This is a genomic window from Demequina sediminis, assembly GCF_030296675.1.
In the GTDB taxonomy this organism is placed as follows: Bacteria; Actinomycetota; Actinomycetes; order Actinomycetales; family Demequinaceae; genus Demequina; species Demequina sediminis.
Window position 1 is genome coordinate 2,032,519 of record NZ_AP027736.1, and the last position, 19,505, is coordinate 2,052,023.

At 69.0% G+C, this 19,505-nt stretch carries 24 protein-coding genes; 19 read left to right on the top strand and 5 right to left on the bottom strand.

Translation table 11 applies throughout. The annotated features are described in order from the left end of the window. Positions 1 to 2 precede the first annotated feature (2 nt). Positions 3 to 779: a rhomboid family intramembrane serine protease gene (locus tag QUE44_RS10395; RefSeq protein WP_286214450.1), complete on the bottom strand. Its 777-nt coding sequence runs from the start codon at positions 777 to 779 to the stop codon at positions 3 to 5. A 3-nt stretch (positions 780 to 782) separates the two neighbouring features. Next, a complete protein-coding gene (locus tag QUE44_RS10400) occupies positions 783 to 1,322 on the bottom strand; it encodes a peptidylprolyl isomerase (RefSeq protein WP_286214451.1) in 540 nt (179 codons plus the stop codon). A gap of 128 nt (positions 1,323 to 1,450) precedes the next feature. Between QUE44_RS10400 and QUE44_RS10405 the strand changes: the two genes are divergently transcribed. The 4 genes from QUE44_RS10405 (at position 1,451) to QUE44_RS10420 (ending at position 4,538) form a co-directional block, all read left to right on the top strand. After that, on the top strand, positions 1,451 to 2,425 hold the full coding sequence (locus QUE44_RS10405) for a hypothetical protein (protein ID WP_286214452.1): 975 nt from the start codon (positions 1,451 to 1,453) through the stop codon (positions 2,423 to 2,425). Between the two features lie 130 nt (positions 2,426 to 2,555). After that, complete coding sequence (locus QUE44_RS10410) at positions 2,556 to 2,861, top strand: heavy-metal-associated domain-containing protein (protein WP_286214453.1); 306 nt, start codon at positions 2,556 to 2,558, stop codon at positions 2,859 to 2,861. Positions 2,862 to 3,273: 412 nt separating this feature from the next. Further along, positions 3,274 to 3,591 (top strand): helix-turn-helix domain-containing protein, encoded by a 318-nt coding sequence (locus QUE44_RS10415; protein WP_286214455.1) that lies wholly within the window; start codon positions 3,274 to 3,276, stop codon positions 3,589 to 3,591. Further along, positions 3,588 to 4,538, top strand: coding sequence for an integrase core domain-containing protein (locus tag QUE44_RS10420; RefSeq protein ID WP_286214456.1), 951 nt, complete (start codon positions 3,588 to 3,590; stop codon positions 4,536 to 4,538). Before QUE44_RS10415 ends, QUE44_RS10420 begins: the two co-directional genes overlap by 4 nt. Positions 4,539 to 4,854: 316 nt before the next feature. Here the strand turns inward: QUE44_RS10420 and QUE44_RS10425 are convergent, their stop codons facing one another. Genes QUE44_RS10425 through QUE44_RS10435 form a run of 3 tightly spaced genes read right to left on the bottom strand, consistent with a single transcriptional unit; the run spans position 4,855 to position 6,568 of the window. Then, positions 4,855 to 5,568, bottom strand: a complete 714-nt coding sequence (locus QUE44_RS10425; protein WP_286214457.1) for an IS3 family transposase — start codon at positions 5,566 to 5,568, stop codon at positions 4,855 to 4,857. Further along, a complete protein-coding gene (locus QUE44_RS10430; RefSeq protein ID WP_286214458.1) occupies positions 5,565 to 5,873 on the bottom strand; it encodes a transposase in 309 nt (102 codons plus the stop codon). Before QUE44_RS10430 ends, QUE44_RS10425 begins: the two co-directional genes overlap by 4 nt. 50 nt (positions 5,874 to 5,923) lie before the next feature. Further along, positions 5,924 to 6,568 (bottom strand): relaxase domain-containing protein, encoded by a 645-nt coding sequence (locus tag QUE44_RS10435; protein ID WP_286216749.1) that lies wholly within the window; start codon positions 6,566 to 6,568, stop codon positions 5,924 to 5,926. Positions 6,569 to 7,185: 617 nt separating this feature from the next. Here QUE44_RS10435 and QUE44_RS10440 point away from each other — a divergent pair. The 15 genes from QUE44_RS10440 to lnt all read left to right on the top strand — a co-directional run bounded on the left by QUE44_RS10440 (position 7,186) and on the right by lnt (position 19,248). Then, positions 7,186 to 7,782, top strand: coding sequence for a DUF305 domain-containing protein (locus tag QUE44_RS10440; protein ID WP_286214459.1), 597 nt, complete (start codon positions 7,186 to 7,188; stop codon positions 7,780 to 7,782). A gap of 184 nt (positions 7,783 to 7,966) precedes the next feature. Continuing rightward, on the top strand, positions 7,967 to 8,128 hold the full coding sequence (locus QUE44_RS10445; RefSeq protein ID WP_286214460.1) for a hypothetical protein: 162 nt from the start codon (positions 7,967 to 7,969) through the stop codon (positions 8,126 to 8,128). Between the two features lie 233 nt (positions 8,129 to 8,361). Further along, positions 8,362 to 9,177 carry a prolipoprotein diacylglyceryl transferase gene (locus QUE44_RS10450; RefSeq protein WP_286214461.1) on the top strand — a complete coding sequence of 272 codons (816 nt, stop codon included), beginning with the start codon at positions 8,362 to 8,364 and terminating at the stop codon, positions 9,175 to 9,177. Between the two features lie 192 nt (positions 9,178 to 9,369). Then, positions 9,370 to 10,083, top strand: a complete 714-nt coding sequence (locus QUE44_RS10455; RefSeq protein ID WP_286214462.1) for a response regulator transcription factor — start codon at positions 9,370 to 9,372, stop codon at positions 10,081 to 10,083. Positions 10,084 to 10,121: 38 nt separating this feature from the next. Further along, a complete protein-coding gene (locus tag QUE44_RS10460; RefSeq protein WP_286214463.1) occupies positions 10,122 to 11,237 on the top strand; it encodes a sensor histidine kinase in 1,116 nt (371 codons plus the stop codon). 25 nt (positions 11,238 to 11,262) lie between these two features. Further along, complete coding sequence (locus QUE44_RS10465; protein WP_286214464.1) at positions 11,263 to 11,490, top strand: hypothetical protein; 228 nt, start codon at positions 11,263 to 11,265, stop codon at positions 11,488 to 11,490. Between the two features lie 115 nt (positions 11,491 to 11,605). Then, positions 11,606 to 11,851 (top strand): DUF2933 domain-containing protein, encoded by a 246-nt coding sequence (locus QUE44_RS10470; RefSeq protein WP_286214466.1) that lies wholly within the window; start codon positions 11,606 to 11,608, stop codon positions 11,849 to 11,851. A gap of 256 nt (positions 11,852 to 12,107) precedes the next feature. Beyond that, a complete protein-coding gene (locus tag QUE44_RS10475) occupies positions 12,108 to 12,440 on the top strand; it encodes a cupredoxin domain-containing protein (RefSeq protein WP_286214467.1) in 333 nt (110 codons plus the stop codon). Beyond that, a complete protein-coding gene (locus tag QUE44_RS10480; RefSeq protein WP_286214469.1) occupies positions 12,437 to 14,026 on the top strand; it encodes a heavy metal translocating P-type ATPase in 1,590 nt (529 codons plus the stop codon). Before QUE44_RS10475 ends, QUE44_RS10480 begins: the two co-directional genes overlap by 4 nt. Before the next feature lie 41 nt (positions 14,027 to 14,067). Beyond that, positions 14,068 to 14,775, top strand: a complete 708-nt coding sequence (locus QUE44_RS10485; RefSeq protein WP_286214470.1) for an HAD-IC family P-type ATPase — start codon at positions 14,068 to 14,070, stop codon at positions 14,773 to 14,775. Beyond that, the gene (locus QUE44_RS10490) at positions 14,772 to 14,969 is read left to right on the top strand and encodes a YHS domain-containing protein (RefSeq protein ID WP_286214471.1); all 198 of its coding nucleotides are present in this window, start codon (positions 14,772 to 14,774) and stop codon (positions 14,967 to 14,969) included. Before QUE44_RS10485 ends, QUE44_RS10490 begins: the two co-directional genes overlap by 4 nt. Positions 14,970 to 15,066: 97 nt before the next feature. Further along, complete coding sequence (locus QUE44_RS10495) at positions 15,067 to 15,312, top strand: metal-sensitive transcriptional regulator (RefSeq protein WP_345378849.1); 246 nt, start codon at positions 15,067 to 15,069, stop codon at positions 15,310 to 15,312. A gap of 229 nt (positions 15,313 to 15,541) precedes the next feature. Continuing rightward, a complete protein-coding gene (gene nhaA / locus QUE44_RS10500; protein ID WP_286214473.1) occupies positions 15,542 to 17,512 on the top strand; it encodes a Na+/H+ antiporter NhaA in 1,971 nt (656 codons plus the stop codon). Between the two features lie 3 nt (positions 17,513 to 17,515). Beyond that, a complete protein-coding gene (locus tag QUE44_RS10505; RefSeq protein ID WP_286214474.1) occupies positions 17,516 to 18,055 on the top strand; it encodes a hypothetical protein in 540 nt (179 codons plus the stop codon). Continuing rightward, positions 18,034 to 19,248 carry an apolipoprotein N-acyltransferase gene (lnt, locus tag QUE44_RS10510; RefSeq protein WP_286216750.1) on the top strand — a complete coding sequence of 405 codons (1,215 nt, stop codon included), beginning with the start codon at positions 18,034 to 18,036 and terminating at the stop codon, positions 19,246 to 19,248. Before QUE44_RS10505 ends, lnt begins: the two co-directional genes overlap by 22 nt. Positions 19,249 to 19,505: the final 257 nt, after the last annotated feature.

A 19,505-nucleotide genomic window follows, 5' to 3' on the forward strand; every position in this document is an offset into this window, starting at 1 on the left:
CCTCAGGGCCGGCGATCCACCCAGCGCAGCATCGCGAGCATCGTCGCCGCACCGGCGAGCGCGCCGCCCAGGTGGCCCTGCCACGAGATGCCGGGCACCACGAAGCCCACGACGAGCCACAGTCCGGCCGTGGTGAGCAGCGACCGGTAGTCGAGCTTGAGCTTGAAGAGCACCACGGCGAACGCGGCGATGAGGCCGAAGATCGCTCCCGAGGCGCCGCCGTGAAGTGCGACCGACGGGGCGATGAGAGCGGCGACCAGTGAGCCGCCCAGCAGCGAGGCGACGTAGAGCAGCACGAAGCGCGCGCGGCCAAGTATGGGCTCAAGCTGCGTACCAAACTGGAAGAGCACCAGCATGTTCATGCCGAGGTGCAGCAGACCAAAGTGCACAAAGCCCGCGGAGATCCAGCGGTACCACTCGGTGCCCACGTTGGAGTACATGGCCACCTCGGCGGGGCCGACTCCGGTCCACAGCCCCCAGGCGTCCTGCCACGCCTCGGTTCCGAGCACGAACGTGCCAAAGAGGAACGCGAGCACGTTCGCGGCGATGAGGCCGTAGGTCACATACGGGGTCCCCATCGCGCTGGTGAAGCCAAGGCGATTGCGCAGGGGACGCGCGGCGGACTGCGCCTCGCGGACGCAGTCGACGCACTGGATGCCCACCGCGGCCGGCCGCTGGCACTCCGGGCACGCGGGACGTTCGCAACGCTGACAGCGCACGTACGAGACGCGTTCGGGGTGTCGCGAACAGACCGGCGGCGCGGCGGGCTCCGAGCTCACGTGTTACTCGGCGATGGTGACGCCGGTGATCATCACGTCCTCGAGCGGGCGGTCGCGGCCGTCCGTCGGGGTCGCGGCGATCGCGTCGACCACGGCGCGGGACTCGTCGTCCGCGACCTTGCCGAAGATGGTGTGCTTGCCGTTGAGCCAGCTGGGCTGGTCCACGGTGATGAAGAACTGCGAGCCGTTGGTGCCGCCGGGACGCCCGGTGATGGGGTTGAGACGCTGGCCCGCGTTCGCCATCGCGAGCAGGTAGGGCTCGTCGAAGCGCAGCTCGGGGTGGATCTCGTCGTCGAAGTTGTAGCCGGGGCCGCCGGTGCCGGTGCCGAGCGGGCAACCGCCCTGGATCATGAAGCCGGAGATGACGCGGTGGAAGACGAGCCCGTCGTAGAACGGGTCGTTGGACTTTTCGCCGGTCTCGGGGTTCTTCCACTCCTTCTCGCCGGTGGCGAGGCCCACGAAGTTCTTGACTGTCTGAGGGGCGTGGTTGGGGAAGAGCTCGATGCGAATGTCGCCTGCGGTGGTCTGAAGAGTTGCGATCATGCTGGCCATTGTTCCATGGGCCTCGCTACCGCGCGCCGCAAGTGGCACGATGGATGGAAGAGTTTGCCCTGGGATTCGGTTGTCACCCCGGGGAGGCAGTGTCCCCCACCGACGACGAGGAGCTGAGCATGAAGAAGGTCGATATCCAGGACTTCGACGCCGACAAGGCGCGCGCACAGGCCGCGGACGCCGCCAAGGCGGCCCGCGAGGCTGCTCGTGAGGCATCCGTCGCCGCTCGCAAGGCCGCGAAGCGTGCCAAGCAGTGGGCCGAGCCCCAGGTCGAGCACGCTCGCGAATGGGCGGGACCGCGCGTCGAGCACGCGGTCGAGTGGGCCACGCCGCGCGTCGAGCAGGCGTATCACGCCGGCGCCCGCAAGGCGAAGCCGTACGTCCACAAGGCGGGCGACAAGGCCAGCGAGTGGACCGATGTCGCGCACGCAGCGATCATCGGCGCGGTGATCCCTGCCGTCATGGCCGCCGTGGACGATGCCGCGCGCACCCCGGAGGAGAAGACGTCCCGCTCGTGGGGGCGCGTGCTGGTTCCCGTCGTGCTTGCCGCGGCCGCAGGCGCCGCTCTCGTGGCATGGGCGCGTCGCGACCCGGGCCGCGACGCGTGGGCCGGCGAGGACGAGCAGTGGGAGTTCGCCGGCGAGGCCGACTTCAAGGACAACCTGCGCCGCGGAGTGAACAAGGCCGTCGACGCCGCCGCGGACGCCGCACGCAAGGCCGCGGATGCCGCGACCGCAGCGGCAAACGCCGCAGCCGAGGCGATCACCACCACGGCCGGTCCCACGGTCGACAAGGTGCGCGAGGCCGCAGGACCCGCCGCGGAGGCCATCAAGGACACGGTCGTGACCGAGGCCAAGAAGGTCGCCGAGGTCGCCGGTCCCGCGCTCACCCAGGTCAAGGACACCGCCGTGGCCGAGGCCAAGCGGGTGCGTGACGCCGCGGACGAGGCTCGTTCCCGCGCCACCGACGAGGTCGTCTCCGTCATGGACGACGCCGAGGACGTCTGGGAGGACGTCGCGGATGACGTCAAGGAGGCCGCGGCCGAGGCCACGGACGCGGCGACGGACGCCGTCAAGGACGCCAAGAAGAAGTAGCACCGCCGCCCGGGGGGCGTCGCGTGGCTCCACTGTCGAGCCGCGCGGCGCCCCTTTCGCGTGGTCGGAAACGCGCGTCCGGGACCTCCGCCTTGACGTTGCCCCGGGCTGGAGGGTTTACCGTCGTGTCATGAACGCCACCTCCGCCCCCACCGTCGAACTCACCGTGTCCGGAATGACCTGCACCGGATGCTCGGGCACCGTGGAGGCCGCCCTGACCGCGCTCCCCGGCGTGCGCGCCGCCTCGGTTGATCACGTGTCGGGCAAGGCGGTGGTGCTCCTCGAGGCCGACGCCGATCCCGAGGCCTTCGCCTTCGACGCCGACGCCGCGGTGCACGACGCCGGCTACACCGTCGAGTCCGCGGATGTCGCGACCGCCGCCGCTGCCGGTGCCGACGCCGGTGAGTCGTGCTGCGGCGGCGGGGGCTGCTGCTAGCCCCCGCTCCTTCCTGCTCCTCTCCCTCGCGGCTCCGCCACACGGTTTCGCGGCTGCGCCACACGGGTCTCGGCGTGTCGCCGGCAAGTCGCGACCGCGGAGGCCGCTGAGGGCCGATGCAGGGCGCGCGTGTGTGGCGGAGCCGCAAGGGTGCGCGGTGTGGCGCAGCCGCAGGACAGCGCGGTGTGGCAGCTTCCGACCCCGTGCGGCGAGCGACGGCTCCGCCACACGGATTCGCGACTCCGCCACACAGGTCTCGGCGTGTCGCCGGCGTGTCGCGCCCGCAGAGGCCACTGAGGGCCGATGCCGGGGCGGCTTGTGTGGCGGAGCCGCAAGGGTGCGCGGTGTGGCGGTGTCGCGCGTCAGACTTAGTGGCAGGGCTGTTAGTTGAGTCCTGAACGGAGAGTCAGTCATGGGAAGACCCCCGCAGATCCCCGCGGAGAAGAAGACCAGGATCGTCCTGGCGGTGCTGGCTGGCGAGCTGTCGATCGCTGAGGCCGCTCGCAAGGAGAAGGTCTCGGAGCAGTCGATCGGGCGGTGGAAGGCCGACTTCCTCGAGGCCGGCAAGAGCGCCCTCACGACAGGCCGCACGGGCCCGTCGACCCGAGAGCAACAGCTTGAGGCTGAGGTCACTGAGCTGACCCAGGCCCTTGGCGAGGCGGCGGTCGAGATCCGGGTGTGGAGGAAGTCCGCCGAGGGCCGCTTGGGCCCTTCACGGACCTCGAGATGATCCGCGTGGAGGCGGGCATGTCGACCTCGAGGTTCTGCGAGATCTTCGACATGCCCGAGCGGACGTGGCGGCGATGGCAGGCCCGTGCGCGTGCAGGCGAGATGGTGAAGGGTCCGTGGCCGCAGCCGGCCCGCACGATGGTGCGCGAGCACGTCGTGACTCACGCGACCGCGCACCCGGCGTGGGGGCATCGCAAGATCTGGGCGCTGGTGCGCCACGACGGCGTGCGCACGTCCGAGGCGACCGTGTTGCGCACGCTGCGCGACGAGGGACTGCTGCTGCCGGCCCACTATCAGCGTGAACGCAAGCAGCTCGCACAGCGGCGCAAGGCGGCGTTCGCGACCGATCCCACGGGTCCGAACCAGGTGTGGCAGCTGGACTTCAGCGAGTTCGAGACCACCGCGGGCGGCACCTGGCGCATCGCCGCATGCAGGGACTACTGGTCCACGTTCGAGTTCGACGCTCACGTGTCACCAACCGCGAACATGTTCGACGCGATCGCCGCGGTCGAGAAGGCCCTGGCCGAGGCCGAGTGGATGTTGGGTCGACCCCTGCGGGACATGGCGGTGGAGGACCGCGAGACGGGTCTGCTGACTCCGGTGGTGACGATCGTGACGGACAACGGCGGCCCGTTCCGTTCCTTCACGTTCGAGGCGTTCATCGCCGCCCATCCTGAGCTGCGACACGTCCGCACTCGCGTCCGCACGCCCGGCCAGAACGGCTCGCGTGAGCGTGGCTTCGGGTCGATGAAGTACGAGTGGCTGTACCGCCACGAGATCGATGACGCCCTGGACCTCGTCGCGCAGATCGAGGCGTATCGCGCCGATTACAACCACGTGCGACCTCATGAGGCGATCGCCTGGAACAGACCCGCCGAGGTCCACCAGGGGCTGGCCGACCCGACCATCCCCACCTTTGAAGCCGAAGAAATCCTGCCAACAACTTGACGCGGGACACCGACGATACCGACGAGTGGGTCCATCACGGCTGCGACGTGAATGTCTTTGTGGGTGTCGACACCCACGACGACGTGCCTGGACCGCGGCTGTTCCGGTGACTCCATTTCTGTCCTCCTCAATGCGAGCTAGCGTGGGATACACGCTGTCGCCGGCGGGTGGACAGGACTGTCACGGGGACGCTTCGAGGTGTTGCTCCATGCTCCTATCAGGTCACACCCGTCCGGCGGCAGCGCTTGCTGCGTGCCCGGCCGGGCGGTCGACAGATCAACGCAAAGACACCACTCGGGTCAGTCGCCAGCAAGGGTCAGACCGCGTCGGCCAGGACTTCCCCATCCTCGCTGGACGGGACCAGAACAGCCTGACAGTCGCCCGCAGCACCGACGCGGCCCATCGAGCCGACCATGCCGTGACGGTTCAGCGCCTTGGCCATCTTCCTCGAACGAAACTGGCTACCGCGGTCGGCATGCAGGATGCAGCCGGCGACGTCACCGCGTGTTGCGACGGCGATCTTGAGGGCATCGACGGCGAGTTCGGCGGGCATCCGATCGGCGATCGAGTAGCCCACGATCCGGCCCGAGAAGACGTCTTTGATCGCACAGCAGTACAACTTGCCTTCAGCCGTCCAGTGTTCCGTGATGTCGGTCAGCCACACCCGGTTGGGTGCGTCCGCGGTGAAGACCCGCTGCACGAGGTCGTCGAACACGGGCGGGCCGGAGCGTTTGCCCTTGCCGCGCCTTCGTCGCTGCGCCGCCGACGTGATGCCCGACTGGGAGCACAGCTTCCATGCCGTCCGTCGGCTCATCCGCCAGCCGGCACTGCTGGCCTCACCAGCCAGGAACCGGTAGCCGAACGTCGGATCGTCCGTGTGGGCGTCCCACAGGGCGTTGACGCGGTGAGCCTGTACCCACTCGGAATCGGTCACGGGATTGGCCAGCCACCGGTAGTACGGCTGGCGAGCGAGCTTGAGGACCCGGCACGTCACCGCAACGGGGATCCCGTCGGCGGCGAGCTCTTTCACGAGCGGGTAGAACCTTTTCCCGGCAGCTGCGCCTGGGACAGGTAGGCGGCCGCGCGTCGCAGCACTTCGTTCTCCTGCTCAAGGAGCTTGATGCGCTTCTTCAGTTCACGGGTCTGGGCCGCATCGGCGGCCGTCAGGCCGCTCTTACGGCCAGTCTCGACATCATCGGAGCGCAACCAGTTCTGCAGGCATGTCTGGGAGATCCCGAAGTCGTGGGCGATCTGCTTGATCGTCACGCCAGCCTCACGGCGACGAGCGACAGCAATCACATCATCACGGAACTCTTTGGGGTAGGGCTTGAGCACAGGTCACATCCTTCCAGCAGCACCATCCGGCACCACAGATCAGATGTCACCTAACCGTTCACCACGCCCAAGGCGGTGGCGATCACCCCGGTGACGGGCATCCGCGCGATCCCGCCGCGCCCGACCCTGGTGGCCGCGACCCGTTCCTCCAGCATGGTCATCGTGTCGCGCATCGCCGTGTGATGGGCCTGCGCAATCAGCGATTGCGTCCCGGCATCGGCGACACCCCACACTGCGCTCAGCGACTTCGGCGGTGAGAACGTCAGATCGAAGCCTGCAACCGCGGTGCGCGACTTCTTCGCAACCTCCTCCTCACGGATGCGTTCGATGGCGTCCTGCCGTTGCGCGCCGGTCAACGACGAATCCAGCCGTGCAACCCTCGCTGCAATCCGCTCGCGCGGGGGTCGCAACCGCGGATATGGCGACCCGAGCTTCTCCCCGGTCACTGGATGGACACCCTCGCCGAGCAGCCGGGCGAGGTGCTCCTCGGTCACAGTGTCGCCGTCCGCGAGGGCCGGACCCTGGCCGGTGTCGAGGCTGGACAGGCCCGTGCCAAGCCACGTTCCTGGAGGGCAGCCGGACTCGGTGTAGTAGCGGGTCAGAGGGGTGCCCATGTCCCGCTCGCCGTCGCCCGCGGCGACCGACTTCAACAGGTATTCGTACCCGCGGCCCGACGACATCACGCGGATCGTCATCACCACGGCCGACCCCTTCCGAGACGATCTCGGAAGGGGCCGCCTCAGCGGTCAGGTGCGCCCGGCACGCCCGCTCTGCACCCTTGGTGCCAACCGTGTGGGGGAACCTCAGGACTCGGATCCGGCCTGCAACGTCAAGCACCCCCGCGAACCTGACTTGTCCTGTCTGACCTCACGGAGCCGGGGGCCCCGCCGGCTACGTCCTCTCCGGCCTACCGCATGGGCTCCCTCGCGTGTCTCTCGTGAACGGCGTGGGTGCTCGTGACCGGTCCTCTCTCAGGTGCTGGCGCCCCTCGGGGCTTTTCGCCCGGACCGCTATGAAGGGCCGGCTGCGCTTCTATAGGGGCCGCTGGAGAGTCCGGTGTCCTGTGAACTGCTCCGGCGCACGAAGGCAGTGGGAGACGATCCCGGTTCTGCGCAGCCAGACGGCCGACGCTGTTGCTGGCACTGCCGATCTTGATCGGACCTTCATGGTTCGACGATCGGGCATTGACCCCGACACACGAGACTGAAGGCTCGATGTCTGCGACGGGTGGTGACAGCTCGATCGTGACGACTTCTGGTGGAAGCCGCATGCACAGGATGAGGAGCGAGATCTTTTGAGTACGAAGACGAAGTTGACGGCCGTAGTCGGGGCAGCGACGCTGGCGATTGTGCTGGCGGCCTGCGGGTCGCAGTCTGAACCATCCGGGGCCGAGGAGTCGCCGACTGCGGACTCGACTCAGACCGGTACAGCGGTCGAGCACAACGAGGCCGATACCGAGTTCGTGCAGATGATGATCGTCCATCACGAGGGCGCGATCGAGATGGCCGACCTCATCGTGGAGCGGGCCAGCACCGAGCAGGTGCGCGAACTGGGTGAGCGGGTCCGCGATGCCCAAGGTCCTGAGATCGAGCAGATGACCGGCTGGCTGGAGTCCTGGGGCGAGGAGCTGCCCTCCGACATGGACCACGGCGGGATGGACCACGGCGGCATGGACATGGGAGGCATGGATCAGCAGCAGGCGATGGAGGCCCTGGGGAACGCCGACGGCGCCGAGGTTGACCAGCTGTTCCTGGAGCTGATGATCGAGCACCACCGCGGGGCCATCGAGATGGCACAGGATCAGATCGACAACGGTCAGAACACGGACGCGATCGCTCTGGCCGAGGACATCATCGCGGCACAGGAAGCGGAGATCGCTGAGATGGAGCAGATGCTCGAGGGATCTTGACTGTAGCACCCTGTCGCAACGTTGCCGGTGCATCGCAGCGTGACGTGCTTCATCGAATGTTGATCGAACCCCGACCGGTTGCGTGGAACGCGGGGACGAACATGGGCCCGACCGCAAGTTCGCGCGCCGGTGCGAGAAGGTCGAGACGAGATCGGAGGGCCCCGTGAGTCCAGCAAGTACGACCGTGCCACGCGTCACCGTGGTGTCGGCACCAGCGTGCCACTTCTGCGAGGACGCCGACCAGGCTCTGGCGAAACTGGAGGGTGAGTTCGTGATTGCTGTCGAGCACGTCGCGCTCGACAGTGACGCCGACGAGCTGCTCGACATCGCCCTCGACAACCTCTAGCCCACCCACCCCCGCTCACCGACACCCCGATGGAGGACACGATGACCACCTGTTGCCGCGAGAACTCGCCTGACCGAACGCCCGCCGCGGACCGGCAGTGCTGCGGTGCCCACGCCGCCACGCAGTCGCCCACCGGCCAGGACGCCTGCTGCATGACGCCCGACGGCTCGGAGCGCCTCAGCGAAGCCTCCGACCGAGCGACCTAACCGGCGGCAGCCTCACCACAGGAGCACATGATGCGACCGATCCTCTTCTCCGTCCTCGGCCTGGACATCCAGACCTACGGTGTCAGCAAGGCGTTGGCGGCGCTGCTCGGCGCCTTCCTGCTCGGACGTGCCTTCGAGCGCCTCGGCCTGAAGAAGGATGACGCTCACGCACTGGTCCTCTGGGCGACGGTCTGGGGGTTCGTGGGTGCGAAGATCTACCACCTGCTCGAGAACCTGCCGAATCTCACCTGGCATCATCTGGGCGGAACCGGGTTCACCTGGTACGGCGGACTGCTGGCTGGTGTCGCCTCCGCGCTCATCGTCATCCGCCGTAGGCGCCTGCCCGTCGCTGCTGTCGCCGATGCGGCCGCCATCCCGTTGACCCTGGCCTACGGTGTCGGCCGTCTCGGGTGCTGGTTCTCTGGTGACGGCACCTACGGCAGGCCCACCACACTTCCGTGGGGCATGACGGTCTCCGACGGTGCGGTTCCGACCGACGTGCCCGTCCACCCCACGCCCCTCTACGAAGCTCTCGCGGCGGTTCTGATCGCGGCTGTGCTGTGGAGGCTGGCCCGCCGTCAACGGCCACCCCTGACGATCTTCGCCGGCTACATGATCCTCAGCGGTGGTGCCCGGTTCGCAGTCGAGTTCCTGCGCATCAACGACCCGGCGCTCTTGGGCCTGACCCAGCCACAGCTGTGGTCGATCGCCAGCGTGCTCGCCGGTGCCGTCCTGATCGCCATTGTCCGCCGACGCAACCCGCAGGACATCGACGCATCACCTGTGGCAGCGCCCGGTCGCTCACTCGCGCCAGGAGATCTCTCGTCCTCGACCCCCTCCTGACCCGGCAGAGATGCTCCGCCAGACGAGAAGTTCTCAGGACGGGAGCACGTCCACGCGGCGCGCGGTGCAAGCCCGGAGCGCCGCCCGAGACCCGCACGTCGCAGTCACGCCGTCGCTGTTTCCCACCCATGGCGCCTACGAGGAAGGTCGCGCTGACTGCCCTTTGCGGGGGTGAGCAGACACACTGGAGTCATGAGTACCTCCCCTTCCTCCGGTCGCCGTGCCCTGGTTGTCGACGATGAGCAGGCACTGGCGCGTGTGCTGGCCGGCTATCTGGAACGGGACGGTTTCGAGGTCGACCTCGCCTTCGACGGGCACTCCGCGGTGGAGCTGGCCCGGCAGGGCGACCCGGTGGTGGTCGTGCTCGACCTGGGCCTGCCGGGCATGGATGGGATAGAGGTTTGCCGGCAGGTCCGCACCTTCTCGGACTGCTACATCCTCATGCTCACCGCACGTGCCGAGGAGATCGACACGTTGATCGGGCTGTCGGTCGGGGCCGATGACTACATGACCAAACCGTTCAGCACCCGCGAGCTCATCGCCCGGATCGGCGTCATGCTGCGACGACCCCGCGGCACAGGACCCCAAGACGCCGCCCACGAGCCCCTGAGGTTCGGCGCGTTGAGTATTGACGTGCTGGGACGCGAGGTGCATCTCGACGGCGAGCCGGTGGCGTTGACGCGTACGGAGTTCGACGTGCTGGCCGCACTGGCGGCCAATCCCCGGCAGGTGTTCACGCGCCAAGCGTTGATCAACGTGGTGTGGGGTGGGGACTGGGTGGGCGATGAGCATCTGGTGGACGTGCACATCCTGCACATTCGCCAGAAGCTCGCCGACAGCGCCACGGAACAGAAGTACGTCCGCACGATGCGCGGCGTCGGGTACCGGATGGGCACCGGCCAGTAAGCGCTCGAGAGACTTCGGGGCGCGCACGTGGGATCGCTGTGCGCCTGATCATCGCGATGGCCCTGGTGATCCTCGCCGGGGGAATCACGGCTCTGCTGGTCGCGGCTCTGGTGGGCCCGGTGTTCTTCCACCGCCACCTGATCGAGGTGGAGAACTCTCCCGGGACGACCTTCGAGCACGCCGAAGCCGCTTTCATCTCGGCCAGCACGCTGACCCTCGCCATCGCCCTGGGGGCCTCCGTGGTGACATCGCTGGCCGCCAGCCTGATCCTGGCCCGCCGGATCGGCACCTCGCTGGGCACCATGTCCACCGCCGCCGCGCAGGTCGCCGCAGGGCGGTTCGAGGCCCGCGTCGCACAGCCAAGGGTCGGTGCGGAGTTCGATGAGCTGGCCGACGCCTTCAACGATATGGCCGCCCACCTCGATCACGACGAGGACCTACGACGCCGACTGATGGCCGACGTCGACCACGAGCTACGCACCCCGGTCACCACAATCTCCGCCACCGTGGACGCCCTGGAGGACGGGGTGCAGGAGCTGAGCCCGCAGACCGTCGAGGTCCTGCGCACCCAGGCCTCACGCCTGACTCGCCTGGCCGCCGACCTCGCCGCCGTCACCCGGGCCGAGACCGGCGACCTGCACCTGGACCGGCAGCCGGTAGCGCCGGAAGAGTTGCTGGAGGTGGCCGCGCAGTCCGCCCGCGACCGGTATGCCGCCACCGGCGTCACCCTGGTCGTCGAAGCTGGCCCACACCTGCCCGTGGTGTCGGTGGACGCCGACCGGTTCGGGCAGGTCCTGGCCAACCTGCTGGACAACGCGCTACGCCACACCCCCAACGGCGGCCGGGTCACCCTGGGCGCGAGCCGCCACGGCGCCGGTGTGCGGCTGGTGGTGACCGATACCGGCGAGGGCATCGACCCCGTCCATCTGCCCCACCTGTTCGAGCGCTTCTACCGCGTCGACACCGCCCGCGACCGAGACCACGGCGGCTCAGGTATCGGACTCAGCATCACCCGGGCGCTCGTACACGCCCACGGCGGCACGATCACCGCCCACAGCGCCGGCACCGGCACCGGCACCAGGTTCGTCATCGACCTCCCCGCAGCGGCAGCGACCACCGCCGCGAGCGATCGGTACGCCGCCGATCTTCAGTGAGACTTCATAGAGCGACCGTCTCTTCTTGATCCACCTGGCCCAGGCTGGAAGCAAGCCACCGGTGGGGACCCACCGGGGTCAGGGCAAGGAGACCGTGATGGGCCTGTGGTGCAACCAGATGGGCGTGGGCGGCTGGGTCGCGATGATCGCGCTGTGGGTCGCTGTGTTGGCCGTGGTCATCTGGGCGGTGTGCCGGATGTTCCCCACCCCCATCAGCGGGCCGACCGCGACGTCGACCCGCAGGCGCTCCTAGATGCCCGCCTCGCCTCGGGCGAGGTGGACCCCGAGACCTACCGGACACTGCAGTCCCACCTCGCCTACTCCCCCCACTTGGCCGACCCTGAGCCGGTCACGACGAAAGGACCACGATGAAGCACCACCTCAAGCACATGGCCATCGGCGCGGTCGTCATCCTCGCCGTCCTGCTGGCTTTCGGCGTCGATCTCGGCCAGGCGTTGCCGTACGCGATCCTGCTGGCCTGCCCCTTGGGGATGGTCGCGATGATGTTCTTCATGAACCGACAAGGCGGTCACAACCACGGCGGCTCCACGGGCCAGGACGCGGGGCACGAGCACACCACGCCGACCCGTGAGGATCACGAACGCATCCCCTGAGGCCATCCCGCGAGCCGTCGGCCCTTCCGTTCCGGCCGGCGCGGGCGTAGCCGCTGACCCCCTGCAGCGCGCACGCCCGCGCCGGCCTCGTCATTCCTTCAGAACGCGCAACGCATGTCCCGCAGATCCGTCGCCTTCATCGAATCTCCATCGATCTGTTAGGGCAGCGCAGGGTCTACGCGCTTACCGTCATAGATACCCCCACCGGGCATCCGAGGGGTTCGAGCCATCTGGCCCAACAGGAAGGAACGACGTCATGGGAACCCTCGCCACGCTGGCCGCGGCCCTACTGCTGACGGCCCTGATCGGCTGGTACTTCTTCGGCCCGAAGAAGTCCCGGCGCGCCCAGGTCGACGGTGGCGTGCAGGTCGTGACCGTCTCGGTCAAGGGCGGCTACAGCCCCGACGTCGTCGAGGTCGTCCAGGGCGTCCCGGTGCGGATGGTCTTCGACCGTCAGGAGTCCGGGGACTGCTCCTCCCGGGTGGTCTTCCCCGACTTCAAGGTCAACCAGTCCCTTCCCGCCTATGCGACCACGGCGGTGGACTTCACCCCCAGGAGATCGGTGAGTACGGCTTCGCCTGCGGGATGAACATGCTGCACGGCAAGGTCCGCGTGGTCCCGGGCGCCGCCAGCGCTGTTGGTGCCGACTCGGGTGCCGCGGCATCGTCGAGCGCGCCCGGGAGTGGTGGCGTGATCGCACCCCCGCGCCCGACCGAGGAGACCTCGCCCCTTGCGGGCGGCCCGCACGGCCACGGGGGCGGCGGCAGTGCTGCGGATGTGGTCAGTGGGCCGGTGGCGATGCATGTGGCCGAGGATGAGTCGGTCGATGCGGAGGCCGCCGAGCGCGCGGCCGAGGTCGCCGATCTGCGTCGGCGGGTGATCGTCGGTGCTGTGCTGACTTTCCCGGTGCTGGTGGCGGTGATGGCCCATGAGCTGTTCGGGGCGATGTGGCCTGGGGTGCTGCTGGAGCCGTGGTTGCAGCTGGTGCTGATCGCCCCGGTGATGGTCTACACGGGCTGGCCGATCCACCGCACCGGGTGGCTGGCGCTGTCCCACCGCACCGCCGAGATGAACTCCCTGATCACGCTGGGCACGATCGCGGCGTTCGGGTTCAGCCTGGTGGTGACCTTCGTCCCGGACGTGCTGCCGGCCGATGCCCAAGAGGTCTACTACGAGGCCGTCGGGGTCATCATCACCCTGATCTTGCTGGGCCGGCTGCTGGAGACCAAGGCCAAGGCCGGCACCGGTGAGGCGATCCGCGCCCTGATCGGCCTACAACCGCGCACCGCGCGCGTCATCCGCGGCGGTGAGGAGTTCGAGATCGCCGTCAGCGACGTCCAGGTGGGCGACGTGATCGCGATCCGCCCCGGGGAGAAGCTGCCCGTGGACGGCGAGGTCAGCGAGGGAACCTCGGCCGTGGATGAGTCGATGGTCACCGGCGAACCGATCCCGGTGGTCAAGTCCACCGGGGACACGGTCATCGGTGCCACGATCAACCAGACCGGTGCGTTCCGCTACGTGGCCACCAAGGTCGGGGCGGACACCATGCTCGCCCAGATCATCCGCCTGGTCCGCGAGGCACAAGGATCCAAGGCCCCGATCCAGCGCCTGGTGGACAACGTCTCCAGCTACTTCGTGCCCGCCGTGATCGTGATCGCGGTCTGGACGTTCGCGATCTGGTCGCTGGTCGGCCCACCGCCGGCGGGGATCTTCGCCCTGGTGGCCGCGGTCGCGGTGCTGATCATCGCCTGCCCGTGCGCCTTGGGCCTGGCCACCCCGCTGTCGATCACCGTCGGCACCGGCAAGGGCGCCACCCACGGCATCCTGATCCGTTCCGCCGAGGCACTGGAGACCGCGCACAAGCTCACCACCGTGGTGCTGGACAAGACCGGCACCATCACCAAGGGCGCCCCGTCGCTGACCGACGTGCTGCCCGCCGACGGGTTCGACGACACCGAGCTGCTGGGCCTGGTCGCCGCCGCCGAACGCGACTCTGAGCACCCGCTCGCGGCCGCGATCGTGGCTGGCGCCGCCAGCGCCGGACTCACCCTGAGCGCAACGCAGGACTTCACCTCGATCACCGGCCAGGGCGTGCGCGCCCTCGTCAAGGGCCGCCAGGTCCTGGTCGGCAACAAGCGCCTGCTCACCGGCGCCGGGATCGACCCCACACCCTGACCGGCGACCTCGAACGTCTCGCCCGAGACGGCAAGACCCCCATGCTCGCCGCTGTGGACGGTCGCCCGGCCGGGGTGATCGGCGTGGCCGACACCCTCAAGGACGGCTCCATCGAGGCGATCGCCGCCCTGCACGCACGCGGGCTGGACGTGGTGATGATGACCGGCGACAACCGCGATACCGCAGCGGCCATCGCCCGCCAGGTCGGCATCACCCGTGTCCTGGCCGAGGTCATGCCCGAGCACAAGGCCGCAGAGGTCAAGCGCCTGCAAGCAGGCGGCGGGATCGTGGGGATGGTCGGCGACGGCATCAACGACGCCCCAGCCCTGGCCCAGGCCGATGTCGGCTCAGCCATCGGCACCGGCACCGACGTCGCCATCGAGTCCTCCGATATCACCCTGATCTCGGGGAACCTGTCCGGTCTGGTCACCGCGGTCGACCTCTCCCGGGCCACCATGCGCAACATCCAGCAGAACCTCGGATTCGCCTTCGGCTACAACGCCCTGGGCATCCCCATCGCCGCCGGAGTCCTCTACCCCGCCTTCGGGCTGCTGCTCAGCCCGATCATCGCCGCCCTGGCCATGGCGCTGTCCTCGCTGTCGGTGGTCGCCAACTCCAACCGGCTGCGCCGCTTCACCCCGCACCCGTGCCCGCGGCCATCACAACGCCGTCCACGGCCACCGAACCGGAGGTCGAGGTGGGACACGACCCCAACAACGACGAGATCACCAAGGAAGAGACCGCCATGACCCACCACCACGAGCACGCCTCGCACCACAACGCCACCGTGACCGACCCGGTGTGCGGGATGAGCGTGGACCCGGCCACCGCGGCGGCCACCCGCGAGCACGACGGCGTCACGTTCGCCTTCTGCTCCGCCCACTGCGCCGCCACCTTCGACGCCGACCCCCACCGCTACGGCCACCCGCACCCGGCCCACTAGGACCACCGCCGACCACGCCGTGAAGGCACGCACACCACGACCGACCCGACCCAGGAAGGACCGCCATGATGACTACGGAACCGACCGCGAGGCCCTCGTGCACCGGCTGCACCGGATCGAAGGACAGGTCCGAGGTATCGAGCGCATGGCCACGGAGGACGCCTACTGCATCGACGTCCTGACCCAGGTCGCCGCTGCCTCACGCGCCCTGCAGTCGGTGGCTCTGCTGCTCCTGGATGACCACCTGCGCCACTGCCTCACCGAGGCCGCCCGAGCCGGGCCGAACATGGACGCCGAGGTCACCGAAGCCTCTCAGGCCATCGCACGCCTGGTACGCAGCTAGCGGCCCTGCCCAACCACCAACGCCCCTGACCCGCCGACTCGTTCGGTGGCGCACCGCTGCGGCCTTGAACCGGCCCACGACCACCCATGGAGACCGACATGGCGCACCAGGCACGGATGCGGCACACGCCGCAACCACGGCAGCCGCGACCGCTCCCGCCTCGCGCCCGCGTTCGTCGGCACAAGCGGCAGTGATGGACCGACAGGCCGCCCCGGTCACAGCACGCACCATGCCCGCCGGCACCCGCCGCGGACCGCTGCGCCGGTTCGTGGCGATGGAGAACTCCGGGGCGATCGTCCTCATCGTGGCCACCATCACCGCCATGGCCTGGTCCAACTCCGCCTGGGCCAGTACCTACGAGGCGCTGTGGACCACCCGGCTGGGCATCCAGGTCGGAACCTGGGAGCTGTCCAACAGCCTGCGGGACTGGGTCAACGAAGGACTGATGGCGCTGTTCTTCTTCGTCGCCGGGCTGGAGATCCGCCGCGAGTTCGACATGGGCGAGCTGCGCGAGAGGCGACGTCTGGCGGCCCCGGTGTTCGCCGCGTTGGGCGGCATGGTCGTGCCCGCACTGCTGTACCTGGCCATCAACGCCGGGGCGGACTCGATGCGCGGCTGGGGCATCGTGGTCGGCACCGACACCGCCTTCGCACTCGGTGTCCTGTCGCTCTCGCGTGGGGTGTCCCCGCGCGTGCGCACATTCCTGCTCACTCTGGTGGTCATCGACGACGCGATCGCCCTGACCGTGATCGCCGTCGCCTACACCGACAGCCTGTCCCCACTGTGGCTCCTGATCGCCGTGGCCGCGTTCGGCCTGATCCTCGCCTTGCGTGCCGCCGGTGTCCGTCACCTGTCCGTCTACGCCCTGGTCGCGGTCGGGATGTGGCTGGCAGTGTCAGCCTCGGGGCTGCACGCCACGATCGCCGGGGTCGCCGCCGGGCTCGTGGCCACCGCCTACCCGCCCGGACGCGAAGGGCTGCGCCGGGCCGGGGTGTGGTGGCACCGCTTCCGGATGGCACCCACCCCCGAGCTGGCGCACCGGGCCAGCCGGTCCATGGCCCAAGCCATCTCACCCAACGAGCTGCTGCAACGGATCTTCCACCCCTGGTCCAGCTATCTGATCGTCCCGCTGTTCGCCCTAGCCAACGCCGGCCTGGCCCTGGACGGGGACACGCTCTCGCGCGCGGCCACCTCGCCGATCACCCTCGGGATCATCGTGGGCCTGGTCATCGGCAAGATGATCGGGATCGTCGGCTCCACCTGGCTGGCCTCGCGTCCTGTGTTCGGTGGTTTCCCCATCACCGTCGCCTGGCCCAGCCTGATCGGCGCGAGCGCGGTCGCGGGCATCGGCTTCACCGTCTCCCTGCTGATCGCCGACATCTCCTTCGTCGGGGACCAACTGGAGGAGGCCAAGCTCGGCGTCCTGGTCGGCTCGACGCTGGCCGCCGCTCTGGGCTTCACCGTGTTCCGCGTCGTGGCCGCACTGCCCAGTCACGTGCGCACGGCCGGAGCCGCTCACCTGGCAGCACCGCTGCCCGACCTGGCCGCACCGGTCGAACCCGACATCGATCACGTCCTCGGTGATCCCGACGCCCCGGTGATGCTGGTCTGGTACGCCGACCTGCAATGCCACCACTGCGCGCACGCCACCACCACCATCGACCACCTCCGCGCCCGGTTCGGCGCCGACCTGGCCATCGCACACCGCCACCTGCCGCTGACCGACATCCACGCACACGCCCAGCTCGCCGCTGAGGCAACCGAGGCCGCAGCCTCCCAAGGCCGGTTCCAGGCCATGTGGGACGCCCTGCTGGACCACCAGGATGACCTCTCCCGCGAGCACCTCACGACGATCGCCGCCGGTCTCGGGCTCGACACCGACCAGTTCACCGCCGACCTACGCTCGCGCCGCCACGCCCCGCGCATCGAACGCGACATCACCTCCGCCGACGACTCTGGTGTGATCGGCACCCCCACGTTCTTCATCAACAACCGCCGCTACGACGGCCACCTCGACCTCGCACCCCTGACCGATCTCATCGGCGAGGCCCTGGCCACCGCACCCGACACCCGCCCCCTGGCCCCGCATCCGTATCCGCGTCCGCCCGAGCGCTTCGGGACCAGCCCGGCCGCTCACGTCGACCACGACGGCGGGCACCACGACGCACACGATGCGCCGTGCCCGGCACGGAGGGACTGAACCATGGTCCTGCTGTCTCACCGTCCACCGCGACCCGCCGGCGGCACCACCGCACCACGAGCCGGACGTGCCGCAACACGATCCGCACGCTTGGTCAGCGTGCTGCAGGCCGCCGCCGGTGGTCTGCTGACCGAGACCGCCTTCCCGGACCGGTCATGGTGGCCGATGGCCTTCGTCGGCGTCGCACTCCTCGTACTCGCACTGGACAGGGACTCCCCACGATGGGCTGGGCTGGTCGGCTTCGTGTGGGCGCTGGGCCTGTTCGTCCCGCACCTGTACTGGGCCAACGAAGCAGCCGGGGTCCTGCCCTGGCTCGCCCTGTCCGTCCTGCAGGCAGCGCTCGTGGCCGTCGGCACCACAGCCTGGGCGCTGACCAGACGCGTGCCACGCCTGAACCGATACGGGCCGCTGCCGGCAGCCGCGTTCGCCCTCGTCTGGGCCGCCGCCGAGCAACTGCGCTCCAGCTGGCCGTTCGGGGGTTCCCCTGGGCGCGTCTGGCCTTCTCCCAGACCGAGGGCCCGCTGCTCACCCTCGCATGGCTAGCAGGCGCGCCCCTGGTCTCTGCCGCCGTCGCCTTCGGCGGGTTCACCCTCGCGGCCACACTCACCCTGGTGCGAGCCCACCGGCTCCGCTCAGCCGCACTGACGGCAGCCGCCACCATCGCGCTGCCACTGGCCGGTGCCGCGATCCCGCTGGACACCGACCCACAGTCCGGGACGCTGCGGCTCGCCGCTGTCCAGGGCAATGTCCCCGACGACGACACCCAGGGCCCTTCCCGGTCGCGTGTCATTCTCGACAACCACGTAGCCGGAACCCTCGCCCTACTTGACCAGGTCGCCCCCGGTGACCTCGACGTCGTCCTGTGGCCAGAGAACGCCACCGACATCGACCCCCGAGCCGACGACGATGCCTGGCGCGCCGTCGACGAGGCCGCGCAGGCCCTCGATGCCCCGATCCTCGTCGGCACCGACCGGTACATCGACGCCGGCCGCTACAACGACATGCTGCTGTGGGAACCGGGCGACGGGCCGACGTTCTCCTACTCCAAACAACGACCAGCACCCTTCGGGGAGTACATCCCTCTGCGGCCCTTCGTCCGCCTCTTCTCCGCCGAGGTCGACCGCGTCTCCATCGACATGATCCCCGGCCAAGAACCAGCCATCGTCCCCATCCTCGTTCCAAGGCTCGACCGGGACGTCCCCGTCGCGACCGTCATCTGCTTCGAAGTCGTCTACGACGCACTCATCCGCGACGCCGTGGTCCAGGGCGCCGAACTGATCGTGGTCCCCACCAACAACGCCTCCTTCGGCTTCACCGCCGAGTCCACACAACAACTCGCCATGTCCCGGCTACGCGCCGTCGAGCACGGTCGCGCCACCGTCCAAATCTCCACCGTCGGAGTCAGCGCGATCATCGCCCCCGACGGCAGCGTGCTTCAACAGACCCAACTCTTCACATCCGACCAGATGCTCGCCGCGCTTCCCCTACGCACATCCCTGACACCTGCCGATCAGCTCGGCGAGTGGCCGACAATCGCCATCGTTGCGCTGTCCCTGGTGGCGCTGCTCAGCAGGCTCGTAACGACGCTGGGAAGTTCGCGGCGTGACCGTGCCGCGATCGCTTCAGGCGCAACGGGTCCGGCCGAACCTTCGTCAGAACTTGATCGCCGCTCAACGCAACCGGGTGCGGGCACCAGGCAACCTGAGCTGGATGATGCAGACGCCACCGCCAACTGAGGAACTTGCCTCGCCGACACCTCCCGCAGCGCGGGCCACAGGTCTGCGCGCGGTCTGGACAGCACTCACCGGAGCTACTGGCGTCGTTGTCGGGTTGGCCCCCACGTCCTGCACCACGTCGCGCCCATTTTCGGCACAGCACTCGTTGCCGGCACCACCGGTACCGCGCTGTTCGGTGCGCTCGGACTCGGGGCAGCGACTCCAATGCTGATCCGACTGCGCCGACGCTTCAACTCTTGGTGGGCACCAGCGATCGC

Coding starts and splice junctions, on each gene's coding strand:
- QUE44_RS10400 (WP_286214451.1), bottom strand. CDS start 1,322: ATGATCGCAACTCTTCAGACCACCGCAGGCGACATTCGCATCGAGCTC.
- QUE44_RS10405 (WP_286214452.1), top strand. CDS start 1,451: ATGAAGAAGGTCGATATCCAGGACTTCGACGCCGACAAGGCGCGCGCA.
- QUE44_RS10410 (WP_286214453.1), top strand. CDS start 2,556: ATGAACGCCACCTCCGCCCCCACCGTCGAACTCACCGTGTCCGGAATG.
- QUE44_RS10415 (WP_286214455.1), top strand. CDS start 3,274: ATGGGAAGACCCCCGCAGATCCCCGCGGAGAAGAAGACCAGGATCGTC.
- QUE44_RS10420 (WP_286214456.1), top strand. CDS start 3,588: ATGATCCGCGTGGAGGCGGGCATGTCGACCTCGAGGTTCTGCGAGATC.
- QUE44_RS10435 (WP_286216749.1), bottom strand. CDS start 6,568: ATGACGATCCGCGTGATGTCGTCGGGCCGCGGGTACGAATACCTGTTG.
- QUE44_RS10450 (WP_286214461.1), top strand. CDS start 8,362: ATGATGCGACCGATCCTCTTCTCCGTCCTCGGCCTGGACATCCAGACC.
- QUE44_RS10455 (WP_286214462.1), top strand. CDS start 9,370: ATGAGTACCTCCCCTTCCTCCGGTCGCCGTGCCCTGGTTGTCGACGAT.
- QUE44_RS10470 (WP_286214466.1), top strand. CDS start 11,606: ATGAAGCACCACCTCAAGCACATGGCCATCGGCGCGGTCGTCATCCTC.
- QUE44_RS10475 (WP_286214467.1), top strand. CDS start 12,108: ATGGGAACCCTCGCCACGCTGGCCGCGGCCCTACTGCTGACGGCCCTG.
- QUE44_RS10480 (WP_286214469.1), top strand. CDS start 12,437: ATGAACATGCTGCACGGCAAGGTCCGCGTGGTCCCGGGCGCCGCCAGC.
- QUE44_RS10485 (WP_286214470.1), top strand. CDS start 14,068: ATGCTCGCCGCTGTGGACGGTCGCCCGGCCGGGGTGATCGGCGTGGCC.
- QUE44_RS10490 (WP_286214471.1), top strand. CDS start 14,772: ATGACCCACCACCACGAGCACGCCTCGCACCACAACGCCACCGTGACC.
- nhaA (WP_286214473.1), top strand. CDS start 15,542: ATGCCCGCCGGCACCCGCCGCGGACCGCTGCGCCGGTTCGTGGCGATG.
- QUE44_RS10505 (WP_286214474.1), top strand. CDS start 17,516: ATGGTCCTGCTGTCTCACCGTCCACCGCGACCCGCCGGCGGCACCACC.